The following is a 13,290-nucleotide window of genomic DNA, read 5'->3' as shown; positions in this document are numbered from 1 at the left end:
CCTGCTGAGTGCCCTTGCTAATTTTCACTTAACTGGTTGGCTACGAGCACACACCAACCGAGGACGCACATTGCTAGATCCACGAACCCAAATCGCCGCGCTACTTCTGAGCGGCAGCTTCAATCCCACCGTCCATCGCCCTCGCGAAGAGCGCTTGGGAGACATTCAAGCCGCTCTGGAGCTCGCGGAGCGCGTCCTGGGCAGCTCTTCAGGAAAAAGTCCGATCCAACCCATCGATGCTCAGTTGACCGACGACGGGCACACACCAACGACGGAGGAACCATGACTGATCCACAAACCAGAATCGCCGCGCTGGTTTTAAGCGGCACCATCGAACGAGCGGCCCGCCGTACACAGCAAGAGCGCTCAGAAGATGTTCGAGTGGCCTTGGAGATCGCCGCCGAGGTTTTGCGCCAGCGCGCAGGCGGAAACCCAGTCGACCTCATTCATGACAGGCCTCACCTTCAGCCACGGCCCGCTCCTACAACCAAGGAACGCGTCGAGGTAAAAGAGGATCTGGCTCCGTTGGACCAACTGCTCGCTGATCGGCGGGGAATCAGGCCCCCGGCCAAGCGGCCAACGACCAAGCGGCCAACGCTTCATTGAACGTCCAGAGCCCCCGCCACAGCGGGGGCTCTTCATTGCTGTCAGTGAAGCCCTGGCCGAGGCGTGGCCTGCGGCATGGATACAGTCAGCTTTGCGGGGTCTCCCGTTTCGTGAACCGGATCCTCCAACTGATCCAAGGCTACCCTGCTGCCGGTTTCCAACTCTGCCACGGCGGCTGACAGCTGATTCGCACAGGCCTCCTCCTGACCGTCCTCGATCTTGGCACGAGCTTTTCTCAGGGCATCCAAACGCTGCTCGATTGCTGCCAAACGACGTCCGCGACGCCGGGCCCAGGCCACCAGTCCAGCGCCTGTTGGTCGGGGCTGCTGCTCGACGAAGTCCTCCAACGACCTCTCGGCGCGCGTCAGAAGCGATGCCGCCCGTCGTTCAGCCTCTACCCGCCGCACCCACTCTGTAGCTCGTCGTCTCACCGCGGCCAAGCCTCTCAGCGCTCGCTGGACATCCTTGCGCACCCTTGTTCCCACGCTCCCGTTGCCAATGGCCGAGTCCAAGCGACGTAGAAGCACGAGTGTGGAGCGAAGCGCCCCCTCAAGGCCCGCAGCCACCACGTCACGCCAAAGTCCCCATGCCCTTTCCATCAGTGACTGCAGCGAGGGTTCAGGTGCATTGGGAAGAGTGCGGATGGCCAAAACTCCTCGCCGACTGAATCCCTTTACGTCCTCGATGTAGCTTGTACCCGATTTCGGCCCCAGCGCAATACGGTTCGATGGCGGCGTTGCATGTCCGTGAGCTGGGTCCGTATCCGTGGCTGCTTTCTCAAACCGTATTGCTGCCTGATGCGCGGATCTCTGATTGTCCGCAACGATGTTGCCCAAGACTTTTCCGACATCGGTCTCCACGCCTCGTCGTTCCAACGCTGAGGCCTGCTGGCCTAGGTGGAAGGTTGGGCGCCGTCCCAGAATTGCTGCTGCGACGATGTCTCCCCGGTCAAGCGCGTCCTCCGCCTGCGCTTCCAAGCTTCGATGGTCTACCGACACTTCGATCTCGGCCGCGGCCAGGTGCTGGTTTGTCAGCTGGGCCACCATCGCTCGGAGCCACTCCACTTCGCTGCGCCCAGAGGGTCCACCGTCGAGCTCGCGCGTTTTGTCCGCAAGCCCTTCGGCGTCCAAGCGGCGCGTCGTGGCGAGGATGTGTACGTGCCAATTAAGTCCGTCGTTACTGCCCGGCGAGTGGATGCTGGCTTGAACTGCAAAGCCGTAGCGATCAACCAATGCGCGGGCTATGTCCGCCGTCAGGGCCGAGCGCTGCGGCCCGTTGAGCTCGTGCGGAAGTGCGATCTCAAACTCGCGGGCCACGGTTGCGTCCTTTCGCCTCTCGGCCGCCTCGGCCGCTTGCCATAGCTTTGCGGCGTCGAGCGACCAGTCTGGCGCCTTCAAAGGCACCACCCAGCGGCTCTCGACCACTCCGCCTCTGCGAGAGTAGTCGTGCCGCGCTCCCGTGCGCTCATCTACGAGCGATAAGCCCGCGCGGTAGGCGGCGGCGGCAACGGCCGAATGGCCTTTGGCACGGGAGAAGGTTTTGACACGGGTGTGGTATATCGCCATGCAGAGAGCTCCAGTTCTTTGAGCTCTTTATGCCTTTGAATTTGCAGTTGGCAAGTCGCAAAGCGGCTTGGGGTTCAAGGGGCGAAGCCCATTGCGCACGCATCACTTGTGATGCCTAAGTGCGCTTTTCGCTCTTTGCATTTGCATCTTTCTTTTCTGATTTTCTGAATTGCATCAAGTGCGAAAGCGATGCGCCATAAATAGGTTGACGGATGAGAAATCATTGCTTCACTGAGGGAGACTTCACTAGGAGAAGATCATGTCATCCACCAATCACTACCGCGATCAGATCCAACGGGCCACCCATCGGCTGGCCCAGCTTCAAGCCAGGGAGCTTCTGGCGCATCAGCGGCAGGATGCCCGGGAGAAGGCCATCAAGCGCCGCGACGACGCCAAGCGCAGACGACAAGTGGCCGAACTCGTTTTCCTGGCCGGGGCCCAGAACCTGCCAGACAACGAGATCGTCGCAGCCCTGCAGCGGCACATGCTTGCGGTGAACGAAACACGGCTCTCACCACCCCACTGATCATCCCAGCTCACTCGTACGGCCATCAACGTCAAGGCTTGGGGCAGGCACGCCAGTGCCCTGGACGCCAATACTGAATGGGCGAATCCTGGCCATCCCAGAGCCTCGCCCCGTCCTGGCTATGCGCGTCTCACGTGGGGTTGGCGAGCTACAATGCCCCAAAAGGAAGCGCCAAAGGCAGGGGGCCACATGGCGAGAAGGAAGCAAACCGCAGGCGGCTGGATCGTCGCAATCCTGGTCGTCATAGCATTGGTGCCAAAGGAAGTCTGGATCGGTTTGGGGATCGTCCTTGCGGTGGCCGCCGCCGTTTGGCTCTGGGCCAAGTGGCAGGCGATGCGCCCGAAAAAGACACCCTCTCCCGCCAAGCCGGTCCCCGCTCCAGAGCCGACCTTGGCGGAGTTGATCAAGGCATCCGCTCTTCCATCTGGGCAGGCGGCACAGAGACAGCCCCGCGCAGAAGCTGCCCAACCGGCGAGACCCGCGAATATTGAATCGGGCACGTCCTCGGGATCGGTCGGCGCTGCGGTGCCAGAAGATGCGCGCCCGCTCGGCTCTGAGGGGCGCTCGGCGCTGCCTGCGGCGCAGGCCCCGAGCAAAGCGCCCCCGGAGACTCTTTCGCCGCCCCGTCCTGGCAATTTGGAAGAGGCCAAAGCCGCGGTGAGCATGCGCCTTGCCATCGAGTCCGCCGCACGGGTGCTGACGGCCGTGGGCTCCGCAAACCCTTCTACCCCCTACCCCTACCAACCTGACGAGGAACGCATTGAGCGCGCGCGCCCGGGCAACCTCGCTGCGGCGAAACTTGCCGTGACCCAGCGCTTGGCCGCGACTTCGCAAGATGAGCTGGTCGAGCCGCTGATCCAGTTCGCCACAAACGCGGACACAGCCTCGGGAGAAACCTTGACGGGCACCATAGATGGGCGAGCGCACTCGGACTCAAGAGCCGCGGAGCAGACTAACCCTCCCCACACGAACGGAACCCGCGACGCAGGTGCAATGACGCCGCCGCCCCCGCTTCCATCGCGGGCTTCGCCTCCCTCCCTGCCCGATGAGCTCCGGCGGGTGGCCATCGACGCCGGAACGCCGGCAAAGCAATTCACGGTACCCCGCCCCCCCGAGGGCTGGGACAAGACCCGCTGGCTCGGCGCCCAGGACGAGATCGAGATCGCGGGCATTGTTATCCGGGGCGGCCTGTTCTACACAGGTCCGCGGCTGACCACCCCTGGCACGCGTGAGAACGAGCCCAGCTTGGTCAATGGCGTTCTTGCCGTTGGGCGATACGGGGATTACCGGTCCACGACGCGCTACTGGGGAGGCTACGCAGATTTTGAACCCGCTGAACGCCACGCCTATCTGAAGTGGCTCGCTTCGGACCGTACCGATCCCGGCTGCGCAATCCAGTATGTTCGATTGTTCCTGTTTGGATTGGAGCGTCGCATCTTGCTGGATTCGGGGAACGATCCGGATTCCAAGCAAGACTGGCCCGCTATCAAGGCGATGCTCCGCCGTTTGTCGTCTGCTTATGCCGCCGTGCTTCCGAATGTCCACGGTCATGTCAACAGCCTGCTCGACTGGATGGCTCTGACCGAAGCAGGCGAACAGCTTTACAACGCGCCGCTTCCCGCGTTCGAACGAACTTACGAACTGCCTTTCTACATCCGCTTGGCCCTGGGGCAATGCTCCTTGGATCGAGTCCCCGTGCCCGCCGCGCTGGCCACGGCCTGGGTGCGGCTCAATCCAGAGATTCCGCTGCGAACCGCCGCAACGCGTTGTGCGGAAGAGTTCGATCGCCTTTTCGCTCTGCGGTATCAAGAGACGTTCGGCCCTGGAATGGTGCTGCCAAAAAACCGCACCAAGCTGAAGTTCACACGCCGCCCCTTTAACCCGGCCTTGGACCGGACTGATGCCGGCACCAAGACTTTCGGTGACATTCCCGATGTCACCGCATTGCGAGCGCCCCTAAAGGCGCTGCAGGAACTTGTTTCTCAGTGCACGGAGGACCTCGGAGCCTTCAGCCGGCTCGTGGGCAAGAACCCCGAGGCCCGCCAATCCATTGAGGGCACCTTGCTGCTTCCGTCAGAGATCTGGCCGCTGGCCACGCGGACCGCATTGGCCGAAGTCGCTTCGGATGTTCAAACCGCCAATTTGTCGATCAAGCTGACCGACCTATTGGAAAGGCTTGGGGCAGTCGGAACCACCCTGGGCAAGGACAAAATTCGGGAACTCGCACGAGCACTAGAGCAGTCCAAGGTCGGCATGGAACCCAATGTGCTCGAAGGCGCGCGGGTGCCTGGCGAGAACGACCCTATCGTTCTCTTCCCCCTGCTTCCCGACCAAACCCATCGAACCGACGCTCAGGCCTATCAAACGGCCCAGTTGACCCTGCAACTCGCCTCGACGGTCGCTCAGTCTGATGGCACGTTCAGCACCCACGAACTTGAGCACCTTTCACGCGAAATCGAAAGCTGGACGCATCTGAGCGAGGGTGACCGACGGCGTCTGCGCGCGCACCTTGATCTCTTGGCGATGGCACCGCTTTCCTTGCCTACGCTGCGCAAGAAGCTGGATCCGCTCAGCGGGGACATAAAGGACGCCATCGCCGGGTCCATGGCCACGCTCGCCCAAGTCGACGGGATGGTCTCCCCAGAGGAGGTCCGGTTCTTGGAGCGCGTCTACAAAGCGTTGGGCGTGGATCCCGCTCGTGTGTTCAGCGACGTCCATGCCCCACGCCCGCCCAAAGCCCCCAGCGCATTGCCCAAGGCTGCGTCTGGCGCATTCCAACTCGATCCCGACCGGATCGCTGCTCTTCAGCGGGACACAGCCCAAGTCTCCGCATTGCTCGCCAACATTTTCACCGACGAGGAAGCGACTCCCCCTGATCTTGCGCCGGCGGAAGCGGTGAGTGCCGAGGTGGAGAGTGCTGGTCAGTTGCTCGGGCTTGATCAGGCACACAGCGCATTGCTGAGGCTAATGCTGTCGCGCCCCGTCTGGACCCGTGCAGAACTGGAAGATGGCGCGGCAGACATGGAGCTGATGCTCGACGGCGCGCTTGAACAAATCAACGATGCGTCGTTCGACGCTTACGACATTCCATTTTCCGACGGCGACGACCCGTTGGAGATCAACCCCGAATTCATTGAGAAGATCGAGCAATGAGCAGCCCAATCCGTTCCAGGGACCGCGACGCGGTGATCCAGTCGCTGCGCGCCGGCGTCGTTCCACGCGCCGGTCAGCATTTGATCCAGGTCGGGCGCGCCCGTGAAGTGCAAACCCTGGTCAGTGACATCGATCGGCTCGCCGATGGCGGCTCGTCCTTCCGCCTGGTGGTGGGTGAGTACGGCGCAGGCAAGACCTTTTTCTTGAACCTCGTTCGCGCCATTGCAATGGAGCGGAAGCTCGTCGTGGCCAGCGCGGATCTGAATCCCGACAGGCGGTTGCATGCTTCAGGGGGGCAGGCCCGGTCGCTCTACGCGGAGCTCATGCGGAACTTGGCCACTCGGACCAAGCCCGACGGAGGCGCCCTGCCCGGGGTGGTAGAGAAGTTCATTTCGACCGCAGTGGCCGAATCCAAGTCGCAAGGCGTATCCACCGAGCAGGTCATTCGCGCGAAGCTCGAGCAGCTGAGCGAACTGGTGAACGGCTATGACTTTGCCGACGTGATCGCCGCTTATTGGAGAGGTTTCGAACAAGGCAACGAGCAGCTCAAGTCCGATGCCATTCGTTGGTTGCGTGGCGAATTTGCCACCCGGACGGACGCGCGTGCAGCGCTGGGCGTCCGAACCATCGTGGACGACGCATCGGTCTACGACCAGCTCAAGCTCATGGGCCGCTTTGTTCGGCTGGCGGGCTATAGCGGCCTGCTGGTGTGCCTGGACGAACTGGTCAACCTCTACAAGTTGGCCAACGCCCAGGCTCGGAATGCAAACTACGAACAGCTCCTGCGCATGCTCAACGACTCCCTGCAGGGCACTGCGGTTGGCCTTGGTTTTGTTCTGGGCGGCACCCCGGATTTCCTGATGGATACCCGCCGCGGCGTCTACAGCTATGAAGCTCTTCAGAGCCGCCTGGCCCAGAATACCTTTGCCACCAACGGGTTGGTGGATTTCAGCGGCCCTGTCGTTCGACTGTCGAGCCTGACAGCCGAAGACTTCTACGTCCTGCTCACCAAGATTCGCCATGTCTACGCTGCCGGCGACGCGGGCAAGTATCTCTTGCCCGATGAAGCCATTCACCAGTTCATGACCCATTGCGCCAATCGAATCGGCGATAACTTCTTCCGCACCCCGCGCACAACGATCACCGCCTTTATCAACCTCTTGGCCGTCTTGGAGCAGAACCCGGGCGTGGACTGGCAGGACCTGATCGGATCGGTCGAGGTGGCAGCTGACCACGGGGGCGACGGCGAATTGGTCGTGCAAGAGGACGACGAGCTGGCGTCGTTCAGGCTCTAACGATGACTGCCTCCAGCGCCTTCCAATCGCTGCACCCTCGAATCCAGCGCTACCTCTGGACCGAACAATGGGAGGCGCTGCGTGAGGTCCAGGAATTGGCGATTCCTCTCGTCCTGAGCGCCGACCGGGACGTGATCATCGCCGCCAGCACCGCCTCGGGAAAAACCGAGGCCGCTTTTCTTCCTGCGCTCACGCACCTTCTGAACACCGACGAGGAGGGCCTGATTGTCTACATCAGCCCTCTAAAGGCGCTCATCAACGACCAGTTTGAACGGCTGCAGCGGCTTTGCGAGGACCTTGAAGTCCCCGTGTGGCCTTGGCACGGGGACGTATCGGGCTCCACCAAGCAGCGGTTCTTTAAGCACCCCCGTGGCGTGCTCCTGATCACGCCGGAGTCCTTGGAGGCGATGCTCTGCAACCGCGGAACCTCCGTAGGCGCCGCGTTCTCCAAGCTCCTCTACGTTGTCGTGGACGAACTCCATGCGTTCATTGGAAGCGAGCGCGGGAAGCAGCTCCAATCGTTGATGCACCGGATCGACGTGCTGTTACGGCGGCAGACTCCCCGCCTGGGCCTGTCGGCAACCTTGGGTGACTTTTCGAGCGCTGGGGCTTTCCTACGCCCGGGTGTTGGGGCTGCCCCCGCGCTGGTCAACGCCTCATCAACCGGAAATGATCTCCAACTGATCATCAAGGGCTACGAACAACCCGCACCTGACGCCGGGTCCGACGAGAATCCGGCGGCTCCCGCTGCACTGGCCGAGCACCTCTACCGGGTCCTTTCAGGGACGAACAACCTGATCTTCCCCAATAGCCGAAGGGAGGTTGAACGCTACACCCACCTCCTCAACCTGCTGAGCGAACGGGACGGCCGGCCGAGAGAGTTCTGGCCACACCATGGGAGTCTGTCCAAAGAGATACGCACGGACACGGAAGCGGCTCTGAAGCAAAGGGGTCGTCCAGCAAGCGCAATTTGCACGAACACCCTGGAACTAGGCATCGATATCGGAGCGGTGAAAAGCATCGCGCAAATTGGCCCACCACCTTCCGTGGCCAGCCTTCGCCAGCGCCTTGGTCGCTCCGGACGCCGCCCTGGAGAGCCAGCGGTGTTGCGAGGCTACGTTATCGAGGATGCAATCGATGCTGAGTCGACGTTGAAAACAAGGCTTCGACTGGACACAGTTCAGTCCACTGCTTGCGTACTGCTACTGCTGGAGAGGTGGTTTGAACCGCCTTCGGTCAACGGGCTACACCTATCGACGCTGGTTCAGCAGTTGCTCTCCTCCATTGCCCAGTACGGCGGACTCAAGGCAGCCCAAGCCTATCAGCTGCTCTGCGCAGATCAGGGACCGTTCCACGGGCTGTCCCAAGACGCGTTCGCAGAGTTGCTTCGCCACCTTGGCCAAGAACAGGTCCTGATTCAAGACGGCTCCGGCTTGCTGCTCCACGGCCCGGTCGGCGACAAGTTGGTCAACCACTACACCTTCTACGCCGCTTTCAGCGTCGACGAAGAGTTCCGGATCGTGGCCGCCGGCAAGGCACTGGGCACGCTCCCCGTATCCCAACTGGTGACCGTCGGCCAACGAATTCTATTTGGCGGTCGCACTTGGCTAGTAGAGCAGATCGACGAAGCCCAAAAGACGATCTACGTGACCGCTGCGAAGGGCGGGACCCCGCCTCTTTTCAATGGAACGGGCGGTCAGGTCCACACGCAGGTTCGCCAGAAGATGCGCGGGCTGTATCAGCAAGAGATCAAACCAGACTTCCTGGACCCAACTGCCGCTCGCTTCCTGCAGGAGGCGCAGAACGCCTACCGTCAATTGGGGCTCGACGGGAAGATTCTTCTCGACCAGGGCAGCGACGCCTTGCTGCTGACGTGGCTGGGAGACTCCGCAAATGAAGCCATCGCCTGCCTTTTGAACGCTCAGGGATTCACTTCTCAGGCAGGTAGGCTGGGCGTGGAAATTTCCATGGGAGCAAGGAGTCTCGATGATGTGATCAAGGTGCTCGGGCGGGTTGCAAAGATGCCATTGCCATCGCCAGAGGCGCTTCTTCACTCTGCGAACAACCTGGTCACGCAGAAGTGGGACGGCCTCCTCCCTCCACGCCTTTTGAGACGCTCCTACGCGTCAATGAAGCTAGACTTGGAAGGGGCTACCGATTGGCTCGCGCGCGCGTTCGGGTAGTCCACCACGTTGTGACCAGTCCAGGGCTGATGCCATCTCAGAATGAGGCTATAGCCTCGTTGTCTCATTCAAATTAACCGGATTACTGAAGATGGCCGGCATCGGCTATCGCGCCTTGCTTCGTATATTATTTATTGAACCCCACCCACCGATATAGAGTTTCCATTAAAAGGACGAGCAAAATGACGGAAGAAGGCCAAAATAGATCTTCGAGTAACAAGACCTCCGCGAAGAAGCAGACTAAGAAGCCAACCGAAGCAACCGGCAGCGGGTCCCCGGCCAATGCAGCTCAGACACGGAAAGCCTGGGCAAAGAAAGTTCTGGAGAAAGCTATAATCGACGTTGTCGGAGGCCTTCTGGCGACGGGCGCAGTCGCTGGAGGCGGATGGCTCATTGACCACATCAGCAAAGTCATCAATGGCGGCGGCCTCTTCTGGGGCGAGGCGACCACGCCGAAGTCCGCCATTAAGGCAGCAGCGACGCAAGACCGATTGATCTATCTGCAACAGCTATACCTTGATATAGCAGTGTTGCTCGCTACTCATCAAAAGCAGCTCAGCAAGCATGCGTCACGGCTGCCTGAGCTGGAACAGCAACTCAGCGCCAACCTAGACATCAGCGTCAAGGTTCGCGCCCCCAGCGAATCCGAGAGGCTTAACCATAAAGTTCTTGCTGCGCTCATTTTCGACAGGTGGGTTGAAGGACTCAAGCCTATGGCGCCATCTGGTCTGCGCAGGATGTAAGTAGTCGTTTACGCAGGCTGCTCAACCCCGTCGGCAAGACCTCTTTTCCGCCAATGGGGTTGAGCGTTAGCTGAGCGCGCAGTATGCCGCTCTTCACTTTCCAACAGAATGCCCCACACTCCAGGGCACGCCGCCCTGGTGTCTGGAACTCCAGGATCGTCTTGGCTATCCAATACGCCGAGCATTCCAACTAGAAACCAGCAGTCTTTTGTCAGGACTTCGGCGATTTCATCCTCACCATAACACTCGGCTGTGCACTCTCAGGGCAGGTGAAGACATCGCCCCTCCGCTTGCCGCCACACGACAAGAGTGCCAATTGCTTCCGCGCATATCCAAACCGATTACTTCAACAACAGGCAACAGCTACGAAGGCCGGCGCCATAGTGGTGTCGGCCAGTGTCGCACTTCTGCTCTTTTGATCCCTGCCGCCGACAACCAATCCGCTTTAAGTCACTTGCCGGGCTTATGCTTGTGAGGCTTCAAGCCAGGGGTATTCCCGGGGGTATCCTTGTTATCCCGCCGACGCTTATCCGGCTGCCCGGTGGAGGGAGCTATCGGCTTCGGGCCAGGCTTAATCGACATAACTTGACTCCTTCATTGAGAGGGAACGGCCATACAAAGCTGCAACATCGCGCCACGACTGTCAATATACCCTAACGATATAAACTAATTCGTTCGACATTGCCGTTGCCCGCCCTCCCTCCATTCTGCCCAGGGAGGCTTGACAGTATCAGCACTGTTTCGCAAATGAGATGAGGTGCCGGAGCGCTCCCGCCCGATCCTGCCATGTGTCTACGTTCCACGATGGATGGTAGACCCACGTCATCAGGGCGGACCCTCCCGTGTAGTCCAGCGACCAGACTTCCCGAGATTCAATGTAGCGTCGCTTGCCAGCCCCTCGATTCACCTGCTGGGCGATGAAGGGCTCCAAGCCCGGTCGCGGTTCACCATGACTAAAGAACCGCCAAGCTGTGCGACCGAGCACCAGCACCACATCCGGCCGAAGCACCGGCAGAATGTCTCGAACCAATACGTCCCCGCCGTCGCGCAGCGCCTGATTTCGCGGCCGGTGATTTGCTTGGGAACCTGCGAACGCCTGCGATAGGTTCAGGAATGCCACGCGTCTCCAAGCCGCGGCGGCGTCTTGGAGTTGGTAGTCCTGCCGCCCGGTGAGGATCAGATCGAGCGCCTTGAAGAAGGGTCCGTCACGGCCGTTCCGGACCGGCAAGGCCATCTCTCGGAAATGGTCTTGAGTGAAAGGACGGGTCACTTCTAGCGAATCGCTCGTCCCCTCCCTCCGATAGTGCGACTCGCCAAGCAAGAGCACCCGCCGCCCCTCCGTCCCGCCCCAGTAGAGGTCACCCCAATACGGGGTGAAACGAACTTCATTGGGCCATTGATGGCCCTCCAGATCCGTTTCAGGTGGGATGGCAGACTTCCGCACAGCTTGATTTCCCTTGGTCATACTCACTCCTCCAACAATGCACTCCGAATAGACCCGAACAGGACAACACTGTCAGCTGAAACGACTCAGTGGCCGCCCCGTGCCATCCTTTGCCCGCGCTTCGCTGGCTTCTTACCTGGCGGCAGTTTCTTCACCTTAACTTTGTCTTGATCGACAGAGATCTTGGCAAGCATGACCTCTCCAAAGCCACGCTCGAGGATGCGCGCGCATACAGACTTGAGCACAACCTTGGCGAAAAATGGCAGATGTAGTCCTGGCGCTTCAGACTGGCTTATCACACCGAACACCACCTTGTAATCCTTGACATCACGCGGGACGTCAACGGGAAGATCAAGCGCATGAGCCGGATCGATCTTCTCGTTGGCGAGTTGCACGAAGCTCTTGTCTGACTTAAGCAGCTCGGCTGACACCAATCCCTGATTGAACAGGTGACCGAGCACGCTGGAACTGCCGTAGTGCTTTATGTGCAAGAGAGTCTTAGCCCCATAGACATCGCAGAACTCAACTTTGTCGTGCACACCGCCCACGTTGAGAAGCTTGCGATCCATCAAACACCACGCCCCATTGCTCTCGTCCACAAGGGCCTGGTTGTAAGCCGCCTCATCGTCGTGGTTGTAGATCGGTAGCTCTAAAGGGAACTTGGCGATGTTCGCATAGAATTCTTCGATGCTTGCGGCAAAATCATCATGGACCTCAAACCAGTTCCCTGCGGAGAGCACGTAAGATTTCCCACCATCCTCCAGCTCACAGTGGATGCAGCGGTAGACTTGCCAGTCCTCTACGGTCCACTGCTCCTCATCCACTGCGAATGCCTGCCGGGATCGCAAGAACTCAATGTTCGGCTCTGCATCCGGATATGCTTGTACGAGGCCAGGCAGGTGGAGATCCGAAGACATGCCTTCGTTCTTCTTGCGGGTGAACTTGAAGCCTGCGATGCGGGCCCAGTCCACCACATCCGGAATAGCAAGCCAACAACCCTCTACCCGCCCACCTTGCTTCCAGGCGATCTTTAGCTTCTCCACCATCAGGGCATCTAGCTCGACTGCACGTTGACCCTTGGGCCTTAGCTGGCGAACCTGATCAACCCAAGGAAACTTCTCCTTGTAATCGGTGGAAGAGTAGGCCCGAAGATAGCGGCGCAGCTGCCTTCTCAGCTCCGGTATATCCGCTTTGCTGGTGAAGTTGAGGGCATCCGATCCGGACAACCGGCGCCCCATCTCAGGCGCATCGGGATAGCCAACGATGCCCCGAATAAGGTCGCGCTCGATATCGATGCCGAATTCCAAGGCAGCAGATGCCTGACTGGTTTGCACACGGCTGTTCTGGTCATCCACGAAGGCGCGCTTATCCACACTACGTAGAGCATCCTGCCGCACGGAGTTCAGTGTTACGAGCAGCCCAAACCGCTCCTCAAAAGCCTCGGGCTTTAGTAGATGCCTTCCTTGGCCAAACGTAACGGCGAAAAGGCGCTTGTCCACAGGAACGATGAGGACGGCTGCGGAGGACTGGACATTTCCAAGCTTTTTCTTATCCACAAAGGGCGTAAACAAGGGAGACCACTTCGGCTCCCGTGGTGCCGTCGGCTTCACGAACAGTGTCCCGTAATGCGACGCACCATCGACTACGGGAATGCCAGCAACTTGGACGGCGATCGCGTCGTAGTCCGTCTTGATGTCCTCACGCAGCAAGTAGACCGAGTAATTGTTCATACCCCTCCCTTGGACAAACAATTCAACTGTGGTGCTACCACCCCG

General features: G+C 60.1%; 9 protein-coding genes. 5 read left to right on the top strand and 4 right to left on the bottom strand.

The features are described 5' to 3' along the window. Nucleotides 1-366: 366 nt before the first annotated feature. On the bottom strand, nt 367-603 hold the full coding sequence (locus NSQ78_RS06795) for a hypothetical protein (RefSeq protein WP_065183082.1): 237 nt from the start codon (nt 601-603) through the stop codon (nt 367-369). A gap of 44 nt (nt 604-647) precedes the next feature. After that, nucleotides 648-2,171 carry a MobQ family relaxase gene (gene mobQ, locus NSQ78_RS06790; protein ID WP_065183083.1) on the bottom strand — a complete coding sequence of 508 codons (1,524 nt, stop codon included), beginning with the start codon at nt 2,169-2,171 and terminating at the stop codon, nt 648-650. Between the two features lie 259 nt (nt 2,172-2,430). Here mobQ and NSQ78_RS06785 point away from each other — a divergent pair, with 259 nt between their 5' ends. From NSQ78_RS06785 to NSQ78_RS06765, 5 genes are all read left to right on the top strand, one after another. Then, the gene (locus NSQ78_RS06785) at nt 2,431-2,697 is read left to right on the top strand and encodes a hypothetical protein (RefSeq protein ID WP_019659219.1); all 267 of its coding nucleotides are present in this window, start codon (nt 2,431-2,433) and stop codon (nt 2,695-2,697) included. A 189-nt stretch (nt 2,698-2,886) separates the two neighbouring features. Beyond that, complete coding sequence (locus NSQ78_RS06780) at nt 2,887-5,850, top strand: TerB N-terminal domain-containing protein (protein ID WP_019659220.1); 2,964 nt, start codon at nt 2,887-2,889, stop codon at nt 5,848-5,850. Then, nucleotides 5,847-7,145, top strand: coding sequence for an ATP-binding protein (locus NSQ78_RS06775; protein ID WP_019659221.1), 1,299 nt, complete (start codon nt 5,847-5,849; stop codon nt 7,143-7,145). The genes NSQ78_RS06780 and NSQ78_RS06775 overlap by 4 nt, the downstream gene beginning before the upstream one ends. Nucleotides 7,146-7,147: 2 nt before the next feature. Next, nucleotides 7,148-9,328: a DEAD/DEAH box helicase gene (locus NSQ78_RS06770; protein WP_019659222.1), complete on the top strand. Its 2,181-nt coding sequence runs from the start codon at nt 7,148-7,150 to the stop codon at nt 9,326-9,328. 182 nt (nt 9,329-9,510) lie between these two features. Continuing rightward, nucleotides 9,511-10,071 carry a hypothetical protein gene (locus NSQ78_RS06765; RefSeq protein ID WP_019659223.1) on the top strand — a complete coding sequence of 187 codons (561 nt, stop codon included), beginning with the start codon at nt 9,511-9,513 and terminating at the stop codon, nt 10,069-10,071. 730 nt (nt 10,072-10,801) lie between these two features. Here NSQ78_RS06765 and NSQ78_RS06760 read toward each other — a convergent pair. After that, nucleotides 10,802-11,536 carry a uracil-DNA glycosylase family protein gene (locus NSQ78_RS06760; protein WP_019659224.1) on the bottom strand — a complete coding sequence of 245 codons (735 nt, stop codon included), beginning with the start codon at nt 11,534-11,536 and terminating at the stop codon, nt 10,802-10,804. Nucleotides 11,537-11,601: 65 nt separating this feature from the next. Then, entirely contained in the window at nt 11,602-13,245 is a 1,644-nt protein-coding gene (locus NSQ78_RS06755; RefSeq protein ID WP_049433922.1) for a DUF6119 family protein, read from the bottom strand. Nucleotides 13,246-13,290: the final 45 nt, after the last annotated feature.

This window comes from Stenotrophomonas sp. FSL W7-1447, assembly GCF_037966425.1.
GTDB lineage: Bacteria > Pseudomonadota > Gammaproteobacteria > Xanthomonadales > Xanthomonadaceae > Stenotrophomonas > Stenotrophomonas pavanii.
This window is presented reverse-complemented; position numbering and strand designations above follow the sequence as displayed.

Bases quoted from the DNA above. Each gene is read 5' to 3' on its own strand.
- NSQ78_RS06795 (WP_065183082.1), bottom strand. From the start codon at position 603: ATGAAGCGTTGGCCGCTTGGTCGTTGGCCGCTTGGCCGGGGGCCTGAT.
- mobQ (WP_065183083.1), bottom strand. From the start codon at position 2,171: ATGGCGATATACCACACCCGTGTCAAAACCTTCTCCCGTGCCAAAGGC.
- NSQ78_RS06785 (WP_019659219.1), top strand. From the start codon at position 2,431: ATGTCATCCACCAATCACTACCGCGATCAGATCCAACGGGCCACCCAT.
- NSQ78_RS06780 (WP_019659220.1), top strand. From the start codon at position 2,887: ATGGCGAGAAGGAAGCAAACCGCAGGCGGCTGGATCGTCGCAATCCTG.
- NSQ78_RS06775 (WP_019659221.1), top strand. From the start codon at position 5,847: ATGAGCAGCCCAATCCGTTCCAGGGACCGCGACGCGGTGATCCAGTCG.
- NSQ78_RS06770 (WP_019659222.1), top strand. From the start codon at position 7,148: ATGACTGCCTCCAGCGCCTTCCAATCGCTGCACCCTCGAATCCAGCGC.
- NSQ78_RS06765 (WP_019659223.1), top strand. From the start codon at position 9,511: ATGACGGAAGAAGGCCAAAATAGATCTTCGAGTAACAAGACCTCCGCG.
- NSQ78_RS06760 (WP_019659224.1), bottom strand. From the start codon at position 11,536: ATGACCAAGGGAAATCAAGCTGTGCGGAAGTCTGCCATCCCACCTGAA.
- NSQ78_RS06755 (WP_049433922.1), bottom strand. From the start codon at position 13,245: ATGAACAATTACTCGGTCTACTTGCTGCGTGAGGACATCAAGACGGAC.